Raw genomic sequence first — 24,002 nt, 5'->3', positions numbered from 1 at the left:
GTGATCCCTCCACCCGTGCCCGGGGGGGGACGGCCTGACGTCCGGCCACCGCACCCGAGCGCCTCCTCAGGACCCCGTGCTCCCGGGGGGGGGCGTGCTCGGGATCAGATCTCGCGAGGAGGTCATCGCGCTGGCGCGGATCCCACGGATCCTCGAGGGCGGAAGGGCCGACGGGACCGCCGATGCGGCGGCCCCGTCGGCCCCGATGCGGAGGGTGATCGCTCAGCCGGCGACGGGCGCGGTCCGCCGCGCCGCGATGCGCTGCCCCGCCTCGTGCGCGCTCGCCGTCGCTGCCTCGTGCTGCGCCGCCCCGGCCTCGGCGAAGCGGTCGAGGGCAGGGTTGATGCCCACCAGGGTGAGCTCGCGCTCGACGACCGTGAGATCCGCGCCCCAGAGGTCCGCGAGGATCGCGCGCATGTAGCCGGTCGCGAAGTCCCAGCCTTCGCGCGGGGTCCCCGCGCCGTAGGAGCCGCCGCGCGTGGAGACCAGCACGGCGGGCTTCCCCTCGAGGATCCGGACGCTTCCGCCCGCGGAGCGGCGGTCGGTGTGGATGAGATCGATCCAGGCCTTCATCTGCGAGGACACGCCATAGTTGTAGAGCGGGGAGTCGACGAGCACAGCATCGGCCGCCTCGATCTCGTCCACGAGCACCGTCGCGAGCACCGTCGCCGCCGCCTGGGCCTCCGTGGGGCCGGACTCCCCGGCGAACGCGGCGGAGACGGCGGCACCCATGGCCTCCGGGGGGATCGGGGTCTCATGGAGGTCCCGGACGGTGACCGTGGCGTCCGGGTGCTGCTCGCGCCAGCGTGTCTCGACGATGTCGCCGAGCTCACGGCTGGCCGAGCGAGGGCCGTTGATGCTGGCGTCGATGCGGAGGAGATGCATGGGAGAGTTCCTCTCGGAGGGCGGGACCTAAGAACTTCAATATTGAAGGACTTCGGCAGAGTAGTACACCCTTGAAGCAGTTGGAGAGGATGGCGTCATGGAGATCACACCGGAGCCGGAGCCGACGGAGCCGCCCTGGCTCGACGAGACCGAGACGCAGACCTGGCTCGCCCTGGCCTCGGTGGTCCTCCGCGGCCTGCGGCCCATCGAACAGGATCTGCGACGGACGAGCGGGCTCACCCTGTTCGAGTACATGGTGCTCAGCCGGCTGTCGATGAGCCCGGATCGCCGCGCCCGGATGAGTGACCTCGCCTTCCTGGCCAACGGCTCCCCCACACGCCTGGCGAACGTGATCACCCGTTTCGAGAGGCAGGGATGGGTGCGCCGCGAGGCCGACGCCACGGACCGCCGCGGCGCGCACGCGATCCTCACCGAGGCCGGGTTCGCCGTGGTCGAGCAGGCGGCGCCCGCGCACGTGCGCTCGGTGCGCGAGCATGCGATCGACCGCCTCGACCCCGAGCAGAGCCGCGCGCTCCGCGCGATCGCCCACACCCTCACCGGAGACTGCTGACCCGGCACGGTCGCCGGCGCCGTGCTTCCGAGCGCGACGGCAGAGCGGCCCCGGACAGCGGTCAGGGCGTGCGATCAGCCTGTCGGCGCAGCCCCTCGAGCAGGAGGTCGAGGCCCGCGAGGAACTGCTCGGTGTCGTCATGGTCCGCGACGACGTCCACGACGTAGTGGGCGAAGGGGTACTCCTCCGGATCGGTGGCGCGCCAGGCGGCGACCTCGCGCTCGAGGTACTCCGGGCCGCTGAGCTCCCCCTCGACGACCTCCCGCGGCAGCTGCTGCCCCAGGTCCGCCGCGATGCCGATGACGAAGCCCACCACCGCCGAGATCGCATGGAAGGTCTCCCGCGGCGCCATGCCGAGGCGCATCACCTCCTGCCCCATGCGCTCGTAGAGCGCCAGGTCGTTGGGCTGCAGGCGCGTATTGCGCAGGAAGTAGGCCGTGATCCAGGGACGGCGCACGATCACCTCGAAGAAGGCGACCGCGAGGGCGCGCAGATCCGCGATCGGGTCGTCGCTGCGCGGGAAGGACTCCACCCGCTCGAGGAGCTCCCCGACGACATGGTCCCCGGCGCGGTCCAGCAGCTCCTCCTTGCTCGAGACGTACCAGTAGATGCTGCCCACGCCGCCGCCCAGTCGCACCGCGAGGGCCCGGAAGGTGAGCGCCCCCTCCCCCGCCTCGTCGAGCAGGGCCACGGCGGCCGTGACGACCGCCTCCATCGAGAGCGAGGCCCGGGCTCGGGGATCCCGCCGCCCGCCGGGGCCAGGGCCAGCGCCGGGACCAGGGCCGGGGCCGACGCCGCCGCGCCCCACGGGGCGGCGCCCACCTGCACCGCGACCGCCGCCGGGACGCTCGGGGCGGCCGCCGCCGCGGCGCGGCGAGGGGCCGGGGGGACGTCGTTCTTCCATCCGCTCATCACATCACACTTGCGCCGGACCGAACGCCGTTCTATCTTCTCGAACTGTGTTCGATTCTCGAACACCGTTCGATCCTTCAGGAGGACACCATGACCACCACCCTCGCGCCCTCGCCGGCGCGCACCTACACCTCGCTGCGGGCGGCCTGGGTGCCGCTCGCGGCCCTCTGTCTCGCCTTCTTCGTCGAGATGGTCGACAACACGCTGCTGACCATCGCCCTGCCCACCATCGGCCGCGACCTCGGCGGCAGCACCACGACCCTGCAGTGGATCACCGGCGCCTACTCCCTCACCTTCGGCGGCCTGCTGCTCACCGCCGGCTCCGTCGCGGACCGCCTGGGTCGCCGCCGCGTGCTGCTCGTGGGCCTCGCCGCCTTCGGCCTCATCAGCCTCGCCGTGCTCGCCGTGAGCACCGGCGGGGAGCTCATCGCCCTGCGCGCGTCCCTCGGCCTCGCCGCCGCGCTCACCGCGCCCATCACGAACTCCCTCGTGTTCCGGCTCTTCGAGGACCCGGCCCTGCGACGCCGCGCCATGACCGTCATGATCGTGGTCGGCATGAGCGGCTTCATCCTCGGACCCGTCCTGGGCGGCACCGCCCTCGCCCACCTGCCCTGGCAGTGGCTGCTGCTGATCAACGCCCCGCTCGCCCTGCTCGCCGTGCTCGGCGTGCTCCGCGGTGTGCCGGCGGACCGCCCCGAGGACCTCACCCGCGACCGTCTCGACCTGCCCGGCGCGCTGCTGAGCATGCTCGCCATCGGCCTCGGCTGCTTCACCCTGACCAGCGGCGTCGAGCACGGCTGGACCAGCGCCCTCACCCTCGGCTGCGCGATCGGTGCCCTCGCCGCGCTCGCGGCGTTCCTCGTCCACGAGCGGCGCACCGCCTCCCCCATGCTCGACCTCTCCCTGCTGGGGCGGCCGACGATCCGCGGCGCGGCCCTCGCGCAGATGGGCTCCTCCCTCGCCATGGCCGGCATCATGTTCGGTCTGATCCTGCACTTCCAGTACGCGAACGGCTGGAGCCCGCTCGTCGCCGGACTCGCGAACCTCCCGATGATCCTCACGATGATCGGTGCGACGCCCGTCTCCGAGGCGCTGCTCTCCCGCCTCGGCCACCGCATGGCGTGCCTCGTGGGTGCCGGGCTGCTGGCCCTCGGGCTCGCGGGCATGGCCCTCGCCGTGAGCCACGGCTACCTCGCGATCGCCGCGGCCATGATCGTGCTCACCCTCGGGATGCGCACCGTGATGACCATCTGCGCCGTCGCCCTCGTCGAGGCGATGCCGGAGAACCGCACCTCGCTCGGCGCGGCCCTGAACGACACCGCCCAGGAGCTCGGGACGAGCATCGGCACCGCCCTCGTGGGCACGCTCATCGCCGTCCTCGTCGCCTCCGTGCTGCCCGCCGGCACGTGGGACACGGCGCTCGTCACGCTCTTCCACCACGGCGAGGCGATCACCTACGGCGCGCTCGCGGTGGTCGTGGGACTGCTCGCCGGATGGGGCGCGCTCACCCTCACCGACTCGCGCACGGCCGAGGCCCACTGACCCTGCCCCACCCCACGAGCGGCACGCCGATCGGCGCGCCGACCACCGGCGGTACGCTGGCGGGCGTGCCCCGCGACCGCGGCCACGCCCCGACCTCGAGGAGATCCCCGATGACCCTGTTCGGTCTCGTCCGCCACGGCCAGACGGAGTACAACCGGCAGGACCTCTTCCAGGGATCCAGCGACGTGCCGCTGAACGAGACGGGGCGCGAGCAGGCCCACGTCGCGCTCGACACCGTCCCCCCGGTCGACTGGGACCTCGCGATGTCCTCCTCCCTCTCCCGGGCGGAGGAGACCGCGCGGATCATCGCGGAGGACCACGACATCCCCTTCGCGGGCACCGAGCCGCGGCTCGTGGAGATCGACTGGGGCGCCGCGGAGGGCAACCCCGTGGCCGAGATGGAGGAGCGCTACCCCGGCCGCGCCTTCCCCGGCCGCGAGACCACCCAGTCCGTCGTGGACCGCGCCGCCGAGGCGCTCGAGGACCTCGCCGAGCAGCACCCCGGGAAGAACGTCCTGATCGTCGCCCACGGCACGCTCATCCGCCTCCTGCTCTCCGGCGTCACCGGCGAGCACCTGCCCTCGATCCCGAACGGGACCCTCTCCCTCATCGAGGTCGAGGGCGAGACCTGGCGGGTGCGCATGGTCGCCGGTGACGAGGTCGCGTTCCCGGCCGTGACCGTGCCGCGCGACCGCTCCCCCCGCTTCGCCCTCGAGGACCACCACCTGCGCCCGCAGGGCCTCGAGCCCGCCCGCGACTGACGCGGGCCCGCCCCACCGGCGGCACCGGCCGCCGGGACCGATCCGTCGACATCACCCGAGGAGACACCGTGAACCGCACCGCCGTCGACGCCGAGGGAGCCTGGTTCGAGCCGGAGCGCATCACCGAGCTGCGCCGCCTCCTGCCGATCCCCTACGTGGACGTCGTGCCCGTGCGCACCGACGTGGACGGGACCGTCACCGACGTGGGCCTGCTCCTGCGCGCCTCCGGCAGCGGTCGGATCGTGCGCACGATCATCTCCGGCCGCGTGCTCGTCCACGAGACCCTGCGCGAGGCGATCGCTCGTCACGTCGAGAAGGACCTCGGGCCGATGGCCATGCCGCGGATCCCCGCGTCCCCGACGCCCTTCACCGTCGCCGAGTACTTCCCCACCCCGGGGCAGTCCCTGTTCACCGACCCGCGGCAGCACGCGATCTCCCTCGCCTACCTCGTCCCGATCGGCGGGGAGACCGAGCCGCAGGAGGACGCCCTCGAGCTGGCCTGGCTGCCCGTGCAGGAGCTCCTGGACTCCACGATCCTCGACGAGATGGAGGGCGGGCACGACATCGTCGTGCGCCGCGCCCTCGCGCACGCCGGGGTGATCTGAGCCCTCGCACCGCCGCGCGCACGCCACGGGACGGAGCAGGCCCCCGGGGACGTCCCCGGGGGCCTGCTGCCTGCGACGGTCAATCGTGTCGGGAGGGTCAGCCCTCGAGCAGCTCCGCGACGTGCCCGGCGATCGCGCGGAACGCCTTCCCGCGGTGCGAGATCGCGTCCTTCTCCGCCGCAGTGAGCTCCGCGGAGGTGCGGGTCTCCCCGTCGGGCACGAAGAGCGGGTCGTAGCCGAAGCCGCCCTCCCCGCGCCCCTCGGTGAGCAGGCGGCCGGTCATCTCCCCGCGCAGGACCACCTCGCGGCCGTCCGGGGAGACGAGCGCCGCGGCGCACACGAAGCGGGCGCCGCGGTGGGCGCCCTCGATGTCGGAGAGCTGGGCGAGCAGCAGGGCGTTGTTCGCCGCGTCGTCCCCGTGCCGGCCGCTCCAGCGGGCGGAGAAGATCCCCGGGGACCCGCCGAGCACGTCCACGGCGAGACCGGAGTCGTCGGCCACGGCGAGCAGTCCCGTCGCCGACGCCGCGGCCCGGGCCTTGATCAGGGCGTTGCCCTCGAAGGTCACCTGGTCCTCGACGACGTCCGGCAGCGCGATGCCCGCGGAGGAGACCACCTGCTCCGGGGCGAGCGAGGGCACGGCGTCGGCGAGGATCCGCCGCAGCTCCTCGAGCTTGCCCGTGTTGTGCGAGGCGAGGACGACGCGTGCTCCGTCAAGGATGGAGGGCTTGCTCATCGCTGCTCCGCCAGCACCTCGCGCTGGATCCGCGCGAGGTCCGCGCATCCGCCTTCGGCGAGATCCAGCAGCTGCGTCAGCTCGGCGCGGGAGAAGGGGGCGCCCTCGGCGGTCCCCTGGACCTCGACGAGGCCGCCGCTGCCGGTGACGACGACGTTCATGTCGGTGTCCGCGGCGACGTCCTCGCGGTACTCGAGGTCCAGCAGTGGGCGGCCGTCGACGATGCCCACGCTGATCGCGGAGACGGAGTCGGTGAGGACCTCGGCGGTCGCGGAGAGCGAGGTGTGGCGGCGTCCCCAGGTGATCGCGTCCGCGAGGGCGACGTAGGCGCCGGTGATCGCGGCGGTGCGGGTGCCGCCGTCGGCCTGGAGCACGTCGCAGTCGAGCTGGATCGTGTTCTCCCCGAGCACGTCGAGGTCGATGACGGCGCGCAGCGAGCGGCCGATCAGGCGGGAGATCTCATGGGTGCGCCCGCCGATCTTGCCCTTCACGCTCTCGCGCTGCGAGCGGGAGTCGGTCGCGCGCGGCAGCATCGCGTACTCGGCGGTGACCCAGCCGGAGCCGGAGCCCTTCTTCCAGCGCGGGACGCCCTCGGTGAAGGAGGCGGCGCACAGCACCCGGGTGCGGCCGAACTCCACGAGCGCGCTGCCCTCCGCGTGGTCGAGCCAGCCGCGCGTGATGCGCACCTCGCGGAGCTGCTCGGGGGTGCGTCCGTCGACGCGCGGGGCGGAGGTGGCGGGGGTGGTCATCGGGGGGATGCTCCTCGGGGTCGTTCAGCGGGACAGTTCGAGGATATCCATCGGGGCGACGAGGCGGACAGGGCCGTCGAAGACCTCGCGGGCCTCCGCGAGCGGGACGGCCGGGTCGGTCCAGGCCGGCACGTGGGTGAGCGCGAGGGAGCGCACGCGCGCCTGCTCCGCGATCAGCCCCGCGCGGCGGCCGGTGAGGTGCACGCCCGTGAAGCGGTCGTCGCGGCCCTCGATGTAGCCGGCCTCGCAGAGGAAGAGGTCCGCGTCGGCGGCGAGGTCCAGCAGCGCCGGGCAGGTGTCCGTGTCCCCCGAGTAGGCGAGCACCTGGTCGCCGCTGGTGACGCGGAAGCCGTAGGCCTCCACGGGGTGCAGCACGGCGCGCACCTCGATGCGCAGCGGACCGATCTCGAGGAGCTGGCCGTCCTCGATCGCGCCGTAGGCGAAGGGCACGCGGTCCACGCCGTCGGGGACGTGGCCGTCGCGGCTGAGCACGGCCGCGAGGCGGTCCGGCAGGGCGGCGGGGCCGTGCACGGGGAGCTGGGGCAGGTCCGTGCGCTCGTGGTACGCCCAGAACACCTCGAGACCGGTGACGTCGAGGAAGTGGTCCGGGTGCAGGTGGGAGACGATCACCGCGTCGAGCTCGGTGGGGTCGATCGCGGACTGCAGGGGCCCGAAGGCGCCCGAGCCGAGGTCCAGGAGCACGCGCCAGGTGCGGCCCCCGGCGTCGGTCTCCTCGAGCAGGTAGCTCGAGGCGGCGCTGTCGGGGCCGGCGAAGCTGCCGCTGCAGCCGATCACGCGGATCCTCATGGCACCACCACCGGGAGGGTCGTCGTCATCGTCACGGCCGGGCCCAGGAAGCGGCGCGAGAGGCGTGCGAACATCGACGGCCCGCCGAGGCCGTCCGCGGTCTCCGCGAAGACGTGCTGCGGGGGCCGCGCGTCGGTGCGCTGGATGCCGGCGGCGCGCAGCTGCCGGTACACGTCCAGGGCGGTCTCCTCCGCGGAGGAGACGAGCGTGACCTCGGGGCCCATGACGAGCCGGATCGGTCCGGCGAGCATCGGGTAGTGCGTGCAGCCGAGCACCAGCGTGTCCACGCCGGCGGCCTTGACCGGGGCGAGGTACTCCTCGGCGACCTCGACGACCTCGTCGCCGCTGATCTCGCCGCGCTCCACGAACTCGACGAAGCGGGGGCAGGCGGCGGAGGTGATCTCGAGGGCGGGGGCGGCGGCGAAGGCGTCGTCGTAGGCGCGGGAGGAGACGGTCGCGCGGGTGCCGATGATGCCGACCTTGCCGTTGCGGGTCGCGGCGACGGCGCGCCGCACGGCCGGCTGGATGACCTCGACGACGGGCACGTCGTAGCGCTCGCGGGCGTCGCGGAGCACGGCGGCGCTCGCGGTGTTGCAGGCGATGACGAGCATCTTCACGTCCCGCTCCACGAGCGAGTCCATGATGTCCAGGGCGAGCGCGCGGACCTCCGCGATGGGGCGGGGCCCGTAGGGCGTGTGGGCGGTGTCCCCGATGTAGAGGATCTCCTCGCCGGGCAGCTGGTCGAGGATGGCGCGGGCGACGGTCAGCCCGCCCACGCCGGAGTCGAAGACGCCGATCGGCGCGCTGCCGGAGGCCGGGCCGTGCTCGCCCGGACCGCTCGTCCCCACCACGCTGTCCATCCCAGAAGGCTAGGGCGCGCGCGCCGCACGAGCAGTGACGGCGCGCTCAGTGGGGCGAGGGTCACAGCGCCGCGCCCGCCGCGCGAGGGGCGTCGGAGCACGACGGCGCGGGAGGGCCGACGGGGATCAGTCGAGGGCGCGCAGGAGCGACTCCTGCAGCCAGGAGAGCAGCTCGTAGACCGCGATGACGACCTCGGAGCCGACGTGCTCGTCGTCCTCCGGGGAGGCGCCCTCGACGCGCTCCCCGATCTGCTGGAGCATCCGCACGGTGTCGAAGTCGCCGTCCCGCTCGAGACCCAGACGGTCCGCGAGCACGATCCGCACGTCGTTCAGGGCGCGCAGGACGACGACCGCCTGCTCCTCGTCGATCACCACCTCGCCGTGCCCGGGACCGGAGCCGTCGAGGATCGACATGACGGTGCGCAGGTCCGCGAGCTTCGCCTCGGCGAGGTCCTGCTGGCCGAGCCGCCGGTACTCCGCGGCCAGCTCCGGGTCCTCGCTCGCGGCGGGGAACAGGCGCCGCACGGCGCTGTCGGAGGGCTCGCGCGCCTCCCGTGTCGCGAACTCCGCCTCGAGCCGCTGGAGGGGGTCCTCGCTGCGCGCGGCGCGGCGGAGGGAGCCGTTCCCGGTCTCGATGCCGAGGTCGGTGCGGATGAGCTCGGCGGTCTCCTGCGCGACCTGCGCGAGGATCGCCTTCTCCTCACCGTCGAGGCGGCAGGCGAGGGTCGAGTCGGGTCGCCGGCGGAACGCGTGGGCCATTCAGTCCTCCCCCGCCCGCTCGAGCGTGGCGCGCAGGCCGTAGGAGTGCATCGCCTGCACGTCCGTCTCCATCCGCTCGCGGGACCCGCGGGACACGATCGCCCGGCCCTCCTCGTGCACCTGCGTCATCAGCGCCTCGGCGATCGGGCGCGAGTAGGCGAAGTGGCGGCGGAACACGTAGACGACGTAGCTCATGAGGTTCACGGGGTCGTTGTGCACCGCGGTCGCCCAGGGGCCCTCCGCGGTCGGCCGCTCGTGCGGGGTCAGGTCGGTCGCGGCGCCCGGCGCGGATCGGGGCTGCGACAGCACGGCGGGCATGACATCTCCTGACGGGACGGGGGAAGGCAGGGGCGATTCTACGTGGCGCGCCTGCGTCGGAGGCGGCCGTACACATTACGGTGGGACCGTGACCTCCTCCCTGCTCACCGACCTGTACGAGCTGACGATGCTCCGCGCCGCCCGCGAGGCGGGCACCGCGGAGCGCGCCTGCGTGTTCGAGGTCTTCACCCGCTCCCTCCCCGAGGGCCGTCGCTACGGCGTGCTCGCGGGCACGGACCGGGTGCTGCGCGCGATCGCCGACTTCCGCTTCGACGAGGCGGACCTCCGCTACCTGCGGCGCACCGGCGTGCTCGACGAGGACACCCTCGCCTTCCTCGCCGACTACCGCTTCACGGGCGACGTGCACGGCTACGCCGAGGGCGAGCTGTTCTTCGAGGGCTCCCCCGTCCTCCGCATCGAGGGCACCTTCGCGGACGCCGTCATGCTCGAGACCGTCGTGCTCTCGATCCTCAACCACGACTCCGGCGTCGCCTCCGCGGGATCGCGGATGATCACCGCCGCCCGCGGCCGTCCCTGCATCGAGATGGGCGGGCGCCGCGTCCACGAGGACGCCGCGATCGCCGCCGCCCGCGCCGCCTATCTCGTGGGCTTCGCCTCGACCTCGAACCTCGCCGCGGGGGCCCACTACCGGATCCCCGTCGCGGGGACCTCCGCGCACGCCTTCACCCTGCTCTTCGACACCGAGGAGGAGGCCTTCCGCGCGCAGATCGCGTCCCAGGGCGCGGGGACGACGGTGCTCGTGGACACCTACGACGTCGAGCAGGCCGTCCGCACCGCCGTCGGCATCGCCGGGCCGGGGCTGGGCGCCGTGCGCCTGGACTCGGGCGACCTCGGAGCGCAGGCGCGGGAGGTCCGCGCGCTGCTGGACTCCCTCGGCGCGACGTCGACCCGCATCACCGCGACGAGCGACCTGGACGAGCACCGGCTCGACGAGCTCGCCGACGCCCCGATCGACGGCTACGGGATCGGCACGCGGCTCGTCACCGGGGGCGGCCACCCCGCTCCCGGCTTCGTCTTCAAGCTCGTCGAGCGCGAGGGTGCCGACGGCGCCATGCACCCGGTCGGCAAGCGCTCCGCGGACAAGCAGACCCTCGGCGCCGGCAAGAGCGCCTACCGGCTCCTCGTGGGCGATCGTGCGCGGGCCGAGCTCGTGCTCCCCGGCGAGGCGGAGGTCGCGGAGTTCGAGCGGGAGCTCACCGCGCAGCTGCTCGCGTCGCAGGCCCCCGCGGAGTGGGCGCGCACGCGGCTGCGGCCGCTGCAGGTGCCGCTGCTCCAGGGCGGGCACCGGGTCTGGGACCTCTCCCCCGTCGAGGCGCTCGAGCATGGGCGGGAGCGGCACGCCTCCTCGCTCGCGGAGCTCTGCCTGCGCCCGGAGGACGGCCCCGACGGGCCGATCGCGATCCCGACCCTGACCGACGGCGCCCAGGCCGCCCGCGCCCTGGGCTGACGGCAGCCCCGGGGCCGACGGCGGCCCGGCATCGAGCCCGACCCGGCCCTGCTGGTCCGGTCCGCCCGGGGACTACTTCCGACCCACGAACCAGCCGCGCAGCAGGTCGATCCGCGCCTGGATCTGCTCCGCGCTCGCCTGGGCGACGGCGGGGCCGCCGGTGCGGGAGCGCAGCGAGCTGTGCACCGAGCCGTGGGGCGTGCCGGACTTGCGGGACCAGGCGCCCACGAGCGAGCTGAGCTCCTTGCGCAGCTCCATCAGCCGGCGGTGGTCCACGACCGGCACCTGCCGCTCCTCGGGGCGGGAGCCGCCCGCGCGCCGCAGCCGCTCCTGCTGATCCGCCTGGTGCTGCTGGAGGACGGTGCGCATCTGGTCCGCGTCCAGCAGGCCCGGGATCCCCAGGAAGTCCTGCTCGTCCTCGCTGCCCTCGACGCCGCCGGAGCCGTACTCGCCGCCGTCGAACAGCACGCGGTCGAAGGACGCCTTCGACTCGAGCGCCTCGAAGGACATCTCGAGCTGGTCGGAGGCCTGCTCGGGCCGGTTCGCCTGCTCGATGAGGGACTCGTCGAGGCCGGTCTCCGCGTCGCCCTCCGCGGGACGACGGTCCAGCACGTGGTCCCGCTCGGCCTCCATCGCGGCGGCGTGGGCCATGAGGATCGGCACCGTGGGCAGGAAGACGCTCGCGGTCTCGCCGCGGGTCCGCGAGCGCACGAAGCGCCCCACGGCCTGGGCGAAGAACATCGGCGTCGCGGTCGAGGTCGCGTAGACGCCCACGGAGAGCCGCGGCACGTCGACACCCTCGGAGACCATGCGGACGGCGACCATCCAGCGGTCCTTCGAGGCGGAGAACGCCTCGATCCGGGCGCCCGCGCCGGCGTCGTCGGAGAGCACCACGGTGGGCTGCTCGCCGGTGATGTCGTGCAGGGTCGCGGCGTACGCGCGGGCAGCCTTCTGGTCCGTCGCGATGACGAGGCCGCCGGCATCGGCCACGTGCCGGCGCACCTCGGTGAGGCGGCGGTCGGCGGCGGCGAGCACCGTCTGGATCCAGTCGCCCTTGGGGTCGAGCGCGGTGCGCCAGGCCTGCTGGGTGATGTCCTTCGTCTCGAGCGCACCGAGCTGCGCGGAGACCTCGTCGCCCGTTTTCGTGCGCCAGTGCATGCGCCCGGAGTAGGTCATGAACAGCACGGGGCGCACGACGTGGTCCTTGAGCGCCTCGCCGTAGCCGTAGGTGTAATCCGCCTTCGAGCGCAGGAAGCCCTCGCCGTCCTCCTCGTAGGTGACGAAGGGGATCTGCGAGTCGTCGGAGCGGAACGGCGTTCCCGTGAGCGAGAGCCGCCGCACGGCCGGGTCGAAGGCGTCGCGCACGCCGTCGCCCCAGGTGCGGGAGTCGCCCGCGTGGTGGATCTCGTCGAGGATCACGAGGGTGCGGTCCGCCTCGGTGCGTGCCCGGTGCAGCGCCGGATGCATGCCCACCTGCGCATAGGTGAGCGCGACGCCCTGGTAGTGGGCGCCGTGGCGGCCCTGGGCGTTCGAGAAGTTCGGGTCCAGGGAGATGCCCACGCGGGCGGCGGCGTCGGCCCACTGGGTCTTGAGGTGCTCGGTCGGGGCGACCACCGTGATCCGGCGGACGGTCCCCTCCTGCAGCAGGCCGGCGGCGATCTGCAGGGCGAAGGTCGTCTTGCCGGCGCCGGGCGTCGCGACCGCCATGAAGTCCTTGGGGGACCTGCTGCGGTAGAGCTCGAGGGCCTCCGCCTGCCAGGCGCGGAGCTTGGTGGCGGTGCCCCACGCGGCACGCTCGGGGTAGGCCGGGGACAGCGATCGCGCGGCCGCCTCGGAGGGGTGGCGCGGGTCGCTCGCGGAGAAGAGGGAAGGAGTCGTCACAACGCCGTCCACCGTACCGCCGCGGGCCGACGATCCCCCTGCAGGGACGATGTGAGGAAGTCGCCCCGGCGCGTCGTCACGGACGCGGGCCCGCACCCGCCCCGGAGGGGACGGGCACGGGCCCGCGGGGCCGGTGCGAGGGTCAGCGGCGGCCGCCGAAGAAGCCGCGGAAGCCGCCTCCCTTCCCCCCGCCCTTGCCGCCCTTGCCGTCGCCGCCGTCGGCGGGCTCGCGCAGGCCCTCGTAGATCTCCTTGCACTCCGGGCAGACCGGGTACTTGTTCGGGTCGCGGCCGGGCACCCACACCTTGCCGCAGAGGGCGATCACGGGCGTGCCGTCGAGGGCCGCCTGGGTGATCTTGTCCTTGCGCACGTAGTGGGCGAAGCGGTCGTGGTCGCCGCCGTCGGTCTCCTGCTCCTGGGCCTGCTTCTGGCGGTCGAGCACGGCCGTCGAGCCGGAGCCCGGCTGGTCGGCGTAGGGGTCGGTGCGCGACGGGTCGGAGGTGGAGGACATGACGGCTCCCTGGGGCGATGGCGCGGGCGGACCCCCCGAGCCTAGCGGCCCCGCCTCCGCGCTGTCAGGGAGCGGCGGTGGGACGATGCGGGGCATGAGCACCGGGACGGACCTGCCCCCGACGATCCCCGCGCGAGCGGCGGCGTTCCTCTCCCGCGTCCCCGCCGAGGTGCGCCGCTCCGGCGGCTCCCCCGCCGCGCGGATCGCGGTCGCGGCGCTCGCCCTCGTCCTCAACATCGGCTTCTTCCTCCCCTCGCTGCCCGAGGGCACCCCCGGCGTGGGCGTCCCGGGGATGGACAAGCTCTGGCATCTGCTCGTCATGGCGCTCACCGTATGGGCGATCGGCCGCCTGCTCGCCCCGCTCCGACGCTTCCCGATCGGCTGGGTCGCGATCGGCGTGGTCCTCGAGGCGGCGCTCGTGGAGCTCCTGCAGGGGGCGCTCATGCCCGGGCGCTCCGCCGATCCGCTCGACCTCCTCGCCGGGGTGATCGGCGTGGGCGGCGGCGTGGCCGTCTGGTCCCTCGAGCGGCGACGGGCGCGGGGACGGCGACGGGCCGCCGAGGACGAGCCGGAGCTCGCCGTCGACGGCCCGCAGGCCTGATCCGGGTCACGCCCGGTGCGCGGTCAGCGGCCGTGCACGCTCACCGTTCGAGGACGATCTCGTCCGCGTAGACCGGACGCATGGCGCCCGTGATCGTGTCCACCGTGCCGGCCTCCTCGCGGGCGACCTCCTCGACCGCGCTCGCGACCGCCTTGGTCACCCCGTCGTGGAAGACGCTCGGGACGATGTACGTGGGGTTCAGCTCCTCGGCGGAGACGACATCGGCGAGGGCCTTCGCCGCGGCGAGCAGCATCCGGTCGCTGACCTTCGTCGCGTGCGCGTCCAGGAGCCCGCGGAACACGCCCGGGAAGGCGAGCACGTTGTTGATCTGGTTGGCGAAGTCGCTGCGGCCGGTCGCGACGACCTCCGCGTGCTTGGCGGCCTCCGCCGGGTCGATCTCCGGGGTCGGGTTCGCCATCGCGAACACGATCGAGCGCTCCGCCATCGTGGCGACGTCCTCGGCCGAGAGGATGTTGCCGGCGCTCACGCCGATGAAGACGTCCGCGTCGCGGATCGCGTCGGAGAGCGTGCCCGTGAGCTCGCGGGGGTTGGTGACCTCCGCGATCCACGGCAGGCGGCCCTCGAGCTGCTCTCGCCGCTCGTGGACGATCCCGTGGATGTCCGTGACGACGACGTCCCGGGCGCCCGCGGCGCGCAGCAGGCGCAGGATCGCGGTGCCCGCGGCGCCCGCGCCGGAGAGCACGATGCGGGCGGTCGCGATGTCCTTCTCGACGACGCGCAGGGCGTTGCGCAGCGCGGCCACGACCACGATCGCGGTGCCGTGCTGGTCGTCGTGGAAGACGGGGATGTCGAGCTCCGCGCGCAGGCGGTCCTCGATCTCGAAGCAGCGCGGGGCGGAGATGTCCTCGAGGTTGATGCCCGCGAAGACCGGGGCGATCGCCTTGACGTGGGAGACGATCTCGTCCACCGAGTGGGCGTCCAGGCAGATCGGGAAGGCGTCGATGTTCGCGAAGCGCTTGAAGAGGGCGGCCTTGCCCTCCATGACCGGCATCGCGGCGAGCGGGCCGAGGTCGCCCAGGCCCAGGATCGCGGAGCCGTCGGAGACGACCGCCACGGTGTTGCGCTTGATGGTGAGGCGACGGGCGTCCTCGGGGTTCTCCGCGATGGCCTTGACCACGCGGGCCACGCCCGGGGTGTAGATCATCGAGAGGTCGTCGCGGTGACGGATCGGCAGCTTCGACTCGACGGTGAGCTTTCCGCCCAGGTGGGCGAGGAAGGTGCGATCGGAGACCTTGCCGAGCTCCACCCCGGAGAGGTCCTTGAGGGACTCCACGACCTGCATCGCATGGTCGTGGCCGGCGGTGAGCACGGTGATGTCCGCGCGCATGCGCTCGGGCCCCGAGGCGGAGACGTCCAGCGCGGTGACCGTGGCCCCGCCCTGCTCGAGGCGACTGGTGATGTCGCTGACCGCGGCGGAGCGGGCCTCGAACTCGAGGCGGATCGTGATGGAGTAGCTGACAGACGGCGACGGTGACATGAGGCACAGCCTAACGAGCGCGGGGCGGTGGCGAGCACCGCCCCGGCGGGTTCGTCAGTCGGTGTACGGATCGACCTCGGCCTGGTAGCGGTCCCAGATCGCCGCGGCGGCCTCGGCCTGCTCCTGGTAGCGCTCGGGGAAGGCGCTGGCCTGCACGGCCTGCGCGGCGCTGCCCACGTCCCAGCTCTCGTAGTCGGGGGCCACGTCGAGCAGGCCGGGGGCCTCCGAGTGGTCGCCGAGGCCGAGGAAGGCGTCGATCGCGCGCTTCTTGTGGCGGACCTGCTTCGCGGTGCCCCACCCCATCGAGGGACGCTGCTGGAACATGCCGCCGGAGTCGAGGTCGACGGCCGGCTCGTAGTTGTACAGCCACGCCTCGACGATCGCGGTCGCGAGGACGATCTGGGCGCCGTGGGCGCTGATGCCGTGGCCCTTGCACACCGCGATGACGAAGCGCGCGTTGTCGGTCTGCCAGTCGTCCATGTCGTCCAGCGCGAAGAACTCGCGGTTCTCGGCGCGCGTCAGGAACTCCTCGGTCCACTCGTCGGAGGCCTCGGCGGGGGCCGACGGGGCGGCGATCGCGGTCGCGGCGAACGTGGGGACGGAGACGGCGGCGAGGCCCAGCGGGGCGGCGCGGAGCAGGTGGCGGCGGGAGACGGTCATACGGGAGAGCACCTTCGGGCGGGGCGCCCCGGAGGACGCGGTCGGATGCGCGGCCGGGGACCCGGCGGCGGACCGGGGCTGTGGGCCAGGAGATGGGCCGACCGCGCCCCGGTGGGAGCCCGATCGACGGTACGGACCGCTCGCAGCGCTGTGAACAGGGGTTTCGCGGATCACATCGGGAATGTCCGCCTCGCCGGAGTGCCGTTTTGCCGGCGCATGACGATCCTTGACCGTCCTTGACGGCGTTTCGGACACCTGCCTGCCAGGGCATCGTCGCCGGTGACCGCCCGGGAACCGGGCGCGACCGGGGCCGGAGCCGCTCCGCAGCGCACGAGACGAGGATCCGACGGCAAAAGTTCGACCACCGGGCGCGTCCCGTGAGCGCGAGCACGCTCCGACGGCCCCGGGATGTGCGCCCGACCACGTGGACGGCACCGTTCGGAGCGCCGCCGCGCCGTCCTCAGAGCGCGGCGATGGCGCTGCGGATCCGCTTGTCGGAGACGGTCATCGCGGTGCCGAGGGTCTGGGCGAACAGGCTCACCCGGTACTCCTCGAGCATCCGGTCGATCTCGAGCACGTCGGCCTCGCGGCGGCGGCGCGGAGAGAGGCGGCCGCGCACGGCGTGCCAGTGCTCCTCGGCCATCCGCAGCTGCCCGTCGAGCTGCTCGTCGCGGCGCGGGTTCTCGGCGAGCTTCTGCAGCCGCAGTCGATCCGCCTCGAGGTAGCGGCGCAGGTCGCCCAGGCGCTCCACGCCGGTCCGGGAGACGAAGCCGTCCCCCAGCAGCGAGGCGGCGTGCTCGCGCACCCGCGTGAGCTGGCCGAGCACCGACAGCGAGGGCACCCGGGAGAGCTCCTTCTGGAGCTTCCCGTTCACCGCGAGCGCGGCGGCGGCGTCCTTCACCGCCCGGGCGGCGAGCTCGTCGTGCCGGGCGCGGACCTCGGCGACGAGCGCGTCGAAGGCGGCGCGCTCGCGCACGTCCCCCTCCCCCACGAGCGCCGAGGTCGCCGCGCGGGAGGCGTCCTCGAGCAGCGCGGCGGTGCTCGCGTACGGGGAGCCGGCGACGGCGAGCTTGGTGGGGTTCGGGAGGGCGTTCAGCACGCCCTGGAGATCCGTGCCGACGGCCCGGTCCACGAGCGCGATGACGCCCTCGCGGTGGGCGAGGGCCTGCTCGTCCGCGGTCGCGAGCACGGCGAGGTCCACGCGCTGCAGGCGACCGTCCTCCCCGCGCCGGGCGACGAGCGCCGGATAGCCGGTGACGGTGAGCCCACCCGTGCGCGAGACGTGCGTGCGGGGCACCCCGGCCTCGGGGAAGGTGGGCAGGTCGGTGCGGGCGAGGTCGTCGCCCTGGGTCGAGACGGTCGTGTCGATCCGGGCCTTGAGCTGTGTCTTGAGCGCCGCGAGGTCGTCCCCGGCGCCGATCTGGCGACCCTTCGCGTCCACGACCCGGAAGTGCATGCGCAGGTGCGGCGGCAGCTTCGCCGTGTCGAACTCGGGGCCGTAGAGACCGAGGTCGTCGGGCACGCCGGGCAGGCCCACGAGCTCGTCGGCGACCGCCTCGAGGAACGGCTCACCGGCGTCGGGGTCGTCGTCGTGGAGGGTCGCGGCGACCGTCCTCGCCCGCTCCGGGGCGGGCACGAGGTGGCGGCGGATGGGCTTGGGCAGGGAGCGGATCAGCTCGGTGACGAGCTCCTCGCGCATGCCCGGCACGAGCCAGTCGAAGCCGCGCGGCTCGAGCCGGTTGAGCACGGCGAGCGGCACGGTCGCGGTGACGCCGTCGGCGCCCTTCGCGCCGACCTCGCCGAAGGAGTAGCTGAGCGGGAGGGTGAGGTCCCCCTGCACCCAGACGTCGGGGAACTCGGCGAGCAGGGTCTCGGCGACGTCGTCCTCCGCCGCGAGCAGGTCCTTCTGGGTGAGGGTGAGCAGGTCCGGCGTCTCGTGGCGCTGCTTCTTCCACCAGGAGTCGAAGTGCCGGCCGGAGACGACCTCGCGAGGGATCCGGGCGTCGTAGAAGCCGAACACCTGCTCGTCGGAGACCAGCAGGTCCCGCCGGCGGGTCTTCGCCTCGAGCTCCTCGAGCTCGGCGACGAGCGCCCGGTTGTCGCGGAAGAAGTGGTGGCGGGTGCGCCAGTCCCCCTCGACCAGGGCGTTCTGCAGGAAGATGTCGCGCGCGGCCTCGGGGTCCACGCGGCCGTAGCCGACGACCCTGTCCGCGACGAGCGGCACGCCGTAGAGCGTGACCTTCTCGTGGGCCATGGCGCTCGCCTGCTTCGAGGACCAGTGCGGGGCGGAGTAGGAGCGCTTGAGCACGTGCGCGCCGACCTCCTCCGCCCAGGCGGCGTCGATGCGGGCGGCCGTGCGCCCCCACAGCCGGGACGTCTCCACGAGCTCGGCGACCATGACCAGCTCGGGCCGCTTCTTGGCGAGGGCGGAGCCGGGCCACAGGGCGAAGCGGGCGCCGCGGGCGCCGGAGTACTCGCGGGTGCGGTCGTCGTAGAGGCCGACGTGGCTGAGCAGCCCGGCGAGCAGCGACTGGTGGATCGCGGCCGGGGAGGCCGGGGTGTCGTTCGCGGAGAGCCCGGCGTCCTTGGCCATGTCCCGCAGCTGGGCGTGCAGGTCCCACCACTCGCGTATCCGCAGGTAGTGGAGGAACTCCTGGCGCACCTCGCGCCGGAAGGCGGAGGAGGAGAGCTCGTCGCGGCGCTCCTTGAGGTGGTTCCAGAGGTTCAGCAGGGCGAGGAAGTCGCTCGTCTCGTCCTCGAAGCGCTTGTGCTTCTCCCGGGCCTGCTGCTCCTGGCCGAGCGGCCGCTCCCGCGGGTCCTGGATGGAGAGGGCGGCGACGATGACGAGGGCCTCGCGCAGGGCTCCCAGGCGGTCCGCCTCGATGAGCATGCGCGCCATCCGCGGGTCCAGCGGGAAGCGGGCGAGGGTGCGGCCCACGCGGGTGAGACGGCGGCCGCCCGGCGAGCGCGGATCGTCCTCGATCGCGCCGAGCTCCTCGAGCAGGCGCACGCCGTCGATGATCGCGCGGCTCGCGGGCGGCTCGACGAAGGGGAAGGACTCGACGTCGCCGAGCCCCAGCGAGGTCATGAGCAGCACGACCGAGGCGAGGGAGGTGCGCAGGATCTCCGGCTCGGTGAACTCGGGGCGGCCCTCGAAGTCCTCCTCGGAGTACAGGCGCACGGCGATGCCGGCGTGGGTGCGGCCGGAGCGGCCCGAGCGCTGGTTCGCGCTCGCCTGCGAGACGGGCTCGATGGGCAGGCGCTGGACCTTGGTGCGCTGGGAGTAGCGGGAGATGCGGGCGAGGCCCGAGTCGATGACATAGGTGATGCCGGGGACCGTCAGCGAGGTCTCGGCGACGTTCGTGGAGAGGATGACGCGGCGGTAGGTGCCCGCGGCGGGCGGCGAGAAGATCTTTTGCTGGTCCTGGGCGGAGAGCCGGCCGAACAGCGGCAGCACCTCGACGGGCAGGGCGGCGCGGCCGCGGGTGCCGCGGGCGAGGTGCGCGGTGAGGGCGTCGGAGATCTCGCGGATCTCCCGCTCCCCCGGGAGGAAGACGAGCATGTCGCCGGGACCTTCCGCCGCGAGCTCGTCGACCGCGTCGAGGACGGCCTGGGTGAGGTCACGCTCGACGGAGTGGACGTCCTCGAGCTCGTCGTCCTCCTCGAGGTCGGGCTCGAGCACGAGCGGGCGGTAGCGGACCTCGACGGGGAAGGTGCGCCCGGAGACCTCGATGATCGGTGCGGGGACCCGCTCTCCGGAGGGAAGGGTCGCGGCGAAGTGCTCCGCGAAGCGCTCCGGGTCGATGGTCGCGGAGGTGATGACGACCTTGAGGTCGGGCCGCTCGGGGAGGATCTGGCGGAGGTAGCCGAGGATGACGTCGATGTTCAGCGAGCGCTCGTGCGCCTCGTCGATGATGATCGCGTCGTAGCGGCGCAGCAGGCGGTCGCGGCCGATCTCCGCGAGCAGGATGCCGTCCGTCATGAGCTTCAGCCGCGCGCCCTTGGCGGTCTGCTTCGTGAAGCGGACCTGGTAGCCGACGGTCCCCTCGCCGAGGGTCTCACCGAGCTCGCTCGCGATCCGGCTCGCGACGGAGCGCGCCGCGATCCGTCGCGGCTGGGTGTGGCCGACGAGGCGACCCTCCGCCCCCAGGCCCATCTCGAGCAGCATCTTGGGGATCTGCGTGGTCTTGCCGGAGCCGGTCTCGCCGGCGATGACGACGACCTGGTGCTCGCGCAGCGCCTCGACGATGTCGTCGCGACGCTGGGAGACGGGGAGGTCCGCGGGGTACTGGATGCGCAGGGCGGGCGTGGTCATGGCGGCCCCATGCTACGGCCCCGCGGGCGCCGGGGCCTGCGGGGCCGGCCCGGGTCAGCCCCGGCCGCCGTCGGACACCGACGAGCGGGCGGTCTCCTCCCCGCCGCCGTCCGAGGCCTCGGGCTCCGCCGCGGGCTCCTCATCCTCGGGTGCGCTCTGCTCGACGGCCTCCTCCTCGGGCTCGGGCGTCTCGGGCGTCGACTCCTCCGGCTCCGCGGGCTCCTCGGGCTCCTCCGCACGCTGCTCCTCGACGGGCCGGCCGTCCTCCTCCGCCGCGGGCTCCTCCGGCGCGGGGTCCTCCTCGGGGGCCTCGGCCTCCTGATCCGCCGCGGCCCCCTTCGCCGCGGGAGCGGTCGTCTCCTCGCAGGGCGCGGGGACGCACTCGCAGGGCGGGAGGGAGCCGATGTTGAAGGTCTCGGTGACGGTCTGGACGACGCCGCTGGGGTCGCGCACCTCGAAGGTGGCGGTCGCCGTGCCCTGGGAGATGTTCCCGTTGGCCGTGGACGTGTAGTCCATGAGGATGGTGTCGTGACCGCCCACGGCCTCCCAGGCGGTGGGGAGCCCTCCCGAGAAGACGACCGTCTGCCCCGAGTTCGCCGCCACGGAGAGCGCGATCGCGCGGACCTCGGCGGTGCCGGATCCCGTGTTCTTGATGGAGAAGGCCAGGTAGTACTTCTTCGAGCTCTGGGTCTCCTTGCAGCTGGTCGCGGAGAGCGTGACGACGATCGGTGGGGACACGGCGAGCGCCGGCACCGCCACGGCGATCGTGGCCATGGGCGCCGCCCAGGCGATGCCCTTCATGAGCGAGCGTCTCGTCGCGCCCTGCATCTCCTGGACCATCCCAACTCCCCTGTCTCCTCCCGGCGATGGGCCGGGGCCCCGACCGTGGCTGGTCGATGGGAGACCCCACGGCGACCCCCAGATCGGACATCCAGCCCGATTGAGCCATATCGGATGAACTGGACATTAGGCCTCCCGACGGAGCCTGTCGCCGCGATTCCGGCATATCTCCCATTTGTGATGATGTCGTGATGTTACCGACTCGTCGCAATTGCCGGTTCTCAGGTGTTCGGCAGCGGACTCGACCGAACCCCCTCCCCATGCCGGGCTCACCACTAGACTCGGGATCCGCGTCCGGAGACCCCGGCGCACCCCGAGCGATGGAGCCACGGAGACCACCCATGTCCCAGCCCCCCATGCGCGCACTGCGCAAGACCTCCCCCGCCGCCGGCCTCGAGCTCCTCGAGCTGCCCCGGCCCGCATGCGGCCCCCACGACGTCCTCATCCGGGTGCTGCGCGCCGGGATCTGCGGCACCGACCTGCACATCCAGGACTGGGACGACTCCGCCCGCGCCATGTGCGACACGGTGCCCTTCACCCCCGGCCACGAGTTCTACGGCGAGGTGGTCGAGGTCGGCGCCGAGGCCGGCGACGTGCGCGTGGGCGACCGCGTCTCCGGCGAGGGGCACGTCGTATGCGGGACCTGCCGCAACTGCCGCGCCGGCCGCAGGCAGATGTGCATCCGCACCCGCAGCGTCGGCGTGCAGCGCGACGGCGCCTTCGCCGAGTACGTCGCGATCCCCTACCTCAACGTCTGGGTCCACGAGCACGAGGGCCGCACCGACCTCATCTCCCCCGAGCTCGGCGCCCTCTTCGACCCCTTCGGCAACGCCGTGCACACCGCGCTGAAGTTCCCGCTCGTCGGCGAGGACGTGCTCATCACCGGTGCGGGACCCATCGGCCTCATGGCCGCCGCGGTCGCCCGCCACGCCGGGGCCCGCTTCATCGCCGTCACCGACGTCCACGAGCACCGCCTCGAGATGGCGCGCGCCGCCGGCGTGGACCTCGCCCTGAACGTCGCGACGACCACCGTCGACCGGGCGAAGCAGGACCTGGGCCTCAAGGAGGGCTTCGACGTGGGCCTGGAGATCTCCGGCCAGCCCTCCGCCCTCCAGGGCATGATCGCGACGATGAACCACGGCGGGAAGATCGCCCTGCTCGGGCTGCCGGCCAGGCACTTCGAGCTCGACTGGACCACCGTCATCACCCACATGCTCACGCTGCAGGGGATCTACGGCCGCGAGATGTACGAGACCTGGAACGCGATGAGCGCCATGATCTCCACCTCCCCCGTGCTGCGCGAGCGGGTCCTCGCGACCGTCTCCCACGTCCTCCCCGCCGCCCGCTGGGAGGAGGCGTACGACGTGGCCCGCTCCGGCAGCGGCGGCAAGGTGCTCCTGGACTGGGAGCACCTGGACTGACCCGCCCCGCGCCCATCCCCGTCACCGCCACCCCGGAAGGACCCCCGTGTACACCGACCTCAAGGACCAGCTGACCGCCGAGCTCACCGCGATCGAGGAGGCCGGCACCTTCAAGCACGAGCGCGTCATCACCACGCCCCAGGCCGGCCGGATCACCGCCGGGCCCGCCGGCCGCGACGGCGCCGAGGTGCTGAACTTCTGCGCCAACAACTACCTGGGTCTGGCCGACGACCCCCGCCTCGTCGACGCGGCGAAGCGGGCGCTCGACGAGCGCGGCTTCGGCATGGCCTCCGTGCGCTTCATCTGCGGCACCCAGGACATCCACCTCGAGCTCGAGCACGCGCTGTCCGCCTTCCTCGGCACCGAGGACACGATCCTGTTCTCCTCGTGCTTCGACGCGAACGGCGCGGTCTTCGAGCCGCTGTTCGGCCGGGAGGACGCGATCGTCTCCGACGCCCTGAACCACGCCTCCCTCATCGACGGGATCCGGCTGTCCAAGGCCGTGCGCTACCGCTACGCGAACGCGGACCTCGCGGACCTCCGCACCCAGCTCGAGGCGACCCGCACCCAGAACGACGGCGCGCCCGCCCGGCGCACCGTGATCGTCACCGACGGCGTGTTCTCGATGGACGGCTACCTCGCCCCGCTCCCCGGGATCTGCGACCTCGCCGAGGAGTTCGGGGCACTGGTCATGGTCGACGACTCCCACGCCGTGGGCTTCATGGGCGCGACCGGCGCGGGCACCCCCGAGCACTTCGGCGTCTCCGACCGCGTGGACCTCTACACCGGCACCTTCGGCAAGGCCCTCGGCGGGGCGAGCGGCGGCTACGTCTCCGGCCGCGCCGAGATCGTCGCGCTGCTGCGGCAGAAGGGCCGCCCCTACCTGTTCTCCAACTCCCTCGCCCCCTCGATCACCGCGGCGACCCTGCAGGCGCTGGAGCTCGTCGAGGGCAGCGCCGAGCTGCGGGCGACCCTCTTCCGCAACGCGGAGCTGTTCCGGGCCCGGATGACGGAGGAGGGCTTCGACCTGCTCCCCGGCGAGCACGCGATCGTGCCCGTCATGCTCGGCGACGCGGCGCTCGCCGGGCGCATGGCCGACGCCATGCTCGAGCAGGGCGTCTTCGTCACCGCCTTCTCCTACCCGGTCGTCCCGCAGGGGAAGGCGCGGATCCGTGTGCAGCTCTCCGCCGCGCACACCGAACAGGACGTCGAGGCCGCGGTGCGCGCCTTCGTCGCCGCCCGCGCCGCCGTGCAGGGCTGACCGTCCGTCCGCACGAGAACACCCGATATCCGCTCGCCCCGGTG

The 24,002-nt window shown here is 73.3% G+C and carries 22 protein-coding genes; 8 read left to right on the top strand and 14 right to left on the bottom strand.

Annotated elements, in window-relative coordinates; all coding sequences use genetic code 11:
- Positions 1–222: 222 nt before the first annotated feature.
- Positions 223–885: an FMN-dependent NADH-azoreductase gene (locus NLU66_RS09650; protein ID WP_259359500.1), complete on the bottom strand. Its 663-nt coding sequence runs from the start codon at positions 883–885 to the stop codon at positions 223–225.
- A gap of 97 nt (positions 886–982) precedes the next feature.
- Here NLU66_RS09650 and NLU66_RS09645 point away from each other — a divergent pair, with 97 nt between their 5' ends.
- Positions 983–1,456, top strand: a complete 474-nt coding sequence (locus tag NLU66_RS09645) for a MarR family winged helix-turn-helix transcriptional regulator (RefSeq protein ID WP_259359499.1) — start codon at positions 983–985, stop codon at positions 1,454–1,456.
- Between the two features lie 61 nt (positions 1,457–1,517).
- Here the strand turns inward: NLU66_RS09645 and NLU66_RS09640 are convergent, their stop codons facing one another.
- On the bottom strand, positions 1,518–2,171 hold the full coding sequence (locus NLU66_RS09640) for a TetR/AcrR family transcriptional regulator (protein WP_259359498.1): 654 nt from the start codon (positions 2,169–2,171) through the stop codon (positions 1,518–1,520).
- A gap of 287 nt (positions 2,172–2,458) precedes the next feature.
- Between NLU66_RS09640 and NLU66_RS09635 the strand changes: the two genes are divergently transcribed.
- From NLU66_RS09635 to NLU66_RS09625, 3 genes are all read left to right on the top strand, one after another.
- Positions 2,459–3,910, top strand: a complete 1,452-nt coding sequence (locus NLU66_RS09635) for an MFS transporter (RefSeq protein WP_259359497.1) — start codon at positions 2,459–2,461, stop codon at positions 3,908–3,910.
- Between the two features lie 110 nt (positions 3,911–4,020).
- Entirely contained in the window at positions 4,021–4,671 is a 651-nt protein-coding gene (locus tag NLU66_RS09630) for a histidine phosphatase family protein (RefSeq protein WP_259359496.1), read from the top strand.
- A 68-nt stretch (positions 4,672–4,739) separates the two neighbouring features.
- Positions 4,740–5,276, top strand: a complete 537-nt coding sequence (locus NLU66_RS09625) for an NUDIX hydrolase family protein (RefSeq protein ID WP_259359495.1) — start codon at positions 4,740–4,742, stop codon at positions 5,274–5,276.
- Positions 5,277–5,373: 97 nt separating this feature from the next.
- Here the strand turns inward: NLU66_RS09625 and rdgB are convergent, their stop codons facing one another.
- The 6 genes from rdgB to clpS all read right to left on the bottom strand — a co-directional run bounded on the left by rdgB (position 5,374) and on the right by clpS (position 9,502).
- Complete coding sequence (gene rdgB, locus NLU66_RS09620; protein WP_259359494.1) at positions 5,374–6,009, bottom strand: RdgB/HAM1 family non-canonical purine NTP pyrophosphatase; 636 nt, start codon at positions 6,007–6,009, stop codon at positions 5,374–5,376.
- The gene (gene rph / locus NLU66_RS09615) at positions 6,006–6,758 is read right to left on the bottom strand and encodes a ribonuclease PH (protein WP_259359493.1); all 753 of its coding nucleotides are present in this window, start codon (positions 6,756–6,758) and stop codon (positions 6,006–6,008) included. The genes rdgB and rph overlap by 4 nt, the downstream gene beginning before the upstream one ends.
- A gap of 24 nt (positions 6,759–6,782) precedes the next feature.
- Positions 6,783–7,565, bottom strand: a complete 783-nt coding sequence (locus NLU66_RS09610) for an MBL fold metallo-hydrolase (protein WP_259359492.1) — start codon at positions 7,563–7,565, stop codon at positions 6,783–6,785.
- Positions 7,562–8,425, bottom strand: coding sequence for a glutamate racemase (gene murI / locus NLU66_RS09605; protein WP_259359491.1), 864 nt, complete (start codon positions 8,423–8,425; stop codon positions 7,562–7,564). Before murI ends, NLU66_RS09610 begins: the two co-directional genes overlap by 4 nt.
- A gap of 126 nt (positions 8,426–8,551) precedes the next feature.
- Positions 8,552–9,184, bottom strand: coding sequence for a DUF2017 domain-containing protein (locus NLU66_RS09600; RefSeq protein ID WP_259359490.1), 633 nt, complete (start codon positions 9,182–9,184; stop codon positions 8,552–8,554).
- On the bottom strand, positions 9,185–9,502 hold the full coding sequence (gene clpS / locus NLU66_RS09595) for an ATP-dependent Clp protease adapter ClpS (protein WP_259359489.1): 318 nt from the start codon (positions 9,500–9,502) through the stop codon (positions 9,185–9,187).
- 88 nt (positions 9,503–9,590) lie between these two features.
- Between clpS and NLU66_RS09590 the strand changes: the two genes are divergently transcribed.
- Positions 9,591–10,970: a nicotinate phosphoribosyltransferase gene (locus NLU66_RS09590; RefSeq protein ID WP_259359488.1), complete on the top strand. Its 1,380-nt coding sequence runs from the start codon at positions 9,591–9,593 to the stop codon at positions 10,968–10,970.
- A 72-nt stretch (positions 10,971–11,042) separates the two neighbouring features.
- Here the strand turns inward: NLU66_RS09590 and NLU66_RS09585 are convergent, their stop codons facing one another.
- Together NLU66_RS09585 and NLU66_RS09580 are read right to left on the bottom strand one after the other, a co-directional pair.
- Positions 11,043–12,851: a DEAD/DEAH box helicase gene (locus NLU66_RS09585; protein ID WP_259359487.1), complete on the bottom strand. Its 1,809-nt coding sequence runs from the start codon at positions 12,849–12,851 to the stop codon at positions 11,043–11,045.
- Positions 12,852–12,993: 142 nt separating this feature from the next.
- Positions 12,994–13,362 (bottom strand): DUF3039 domain-containing protein, encoded by a 369-nt coding sequence (locus tag NLU66_RS09580; RefSeq protein ID WP_137770417.1) that lies wholly within the window; start codon positions 13,360–13,362, stop codon positions 12,994–12,996.
- A 94-nt stretch (positions 13,363–13,456) separates the two neighbouring features.
- On the opposite strand from NLU66_RS09580, the gene NLU66_RS09575 reads away from it, so the two are divergent.
- Positions 13,457–13,963, top strand: coding sequence for a VanZ family protein (locus NLU66_RS09575; RefSeq protein ID WP_259359486.1), 507 nt, complete (start codon positions 13,457–13,459; stop codon positions 13,961–13,963).
- Between the two features lie 40 nt (positions 13,964–14,003).
- On the opposite strand, the gene NLU66_RS09570 is transcribed toward NLU66_RS09575, so the two are convergent.
- From NLU66_RS09570 to NLU66_RS09555, 4 genes are all read right to left on the bottom strand, one after another.
- Positions 14,004–15,461 (bottom strand): NAD-dependent malic enzyme, encoded by a 1,458-nt coding sequence (locus NLU66_RS09570; protein ID WP_259359485.1) that lies wholly within the window; start codon positions 15,459–15,461, stop codon positions 14,004–14,006.
- Positions 15,462–15,515: 54 nt separating this feature from the next.
- A complete protein-coding gene (locus tag NLU66_RS09565; RefSeq protein ID WP_259359484.1) occupies positions 15,516–16,121 on the bottom strand; it encodes a hypothetical protein in 606 nt (201 codons plus the stop codon).
- A 460-nt stretch (positions 16,122–16,581) separates the two neighbouring features.
- Positions 16,582–20,436, bottom strand: coding sequence for an ATP-dependent RNA helicase HrpA (gene hrpA, locus NLU66_RS09560; protein ID WP_259359483.1), 3,855 nt, complete (start codon positions 20,434–20,436; stop codon positions 16,582–16,584).
- Between the two features lie 54 nt (positions 20,437–20,490).
- Entirely contained in the window at positions 20,491–21,276 is a 786-nt protein-coding gene (locus NLU66_RS09555; protein ID WP_259359482.1) for a hypothetical protein, read from the bottom strand.
- A gap of 356 nt (positions 21,277–21,632) precedes the next feature.
- Between NLU66_RS09555 and tdh the strand changes: the two genes are divergently transcribed.
- Positions 21,633–22,697 carry an L-threonine 3-dehydrogenase gene (gene tdh, locus NLU66_RS09550; protein WP_259362574.1) on the top strand — a complete coding sequence of 355 codons (1,065 nt, stop codon included), beginning with the start codon at positions 21,633–21,635 and terminating at the stop codon, positions 22,695–22,697.
- A 46-nt stretch (positions 22,698–22,743) separates the two neighbouring features.
- The gene (locus NLU66_RS09545) at positions 22,744–23,958 is read left to right on the top strand and encodes a glycine C-acetyltransferase (protein ID WP_259359481.1); all 1,215 of its coding nucleotides are present in this window, start codon (positions 22,744–22,746) and stop codon (positions 23,956–23,958) included.
- Positions 23,959–24,002 lie beyond the last annotated feature (44 nt).

Origin of the sequence: Brachybacterium sp. NBEC-018 (assembly GCF_024860185.1) — a bacterium.
Classification (GTDB): Bacteria; Actinomycetota; Actinomycetes; order Actinomycetales; family Dermabacteraceae; genus Brachybacterium; species Brachybacterium rhamnosum.
Note: the sequence above shows the minus strand (reverse complement) of the source record. Positions and strands in the feature narration are given on the sequence as shown.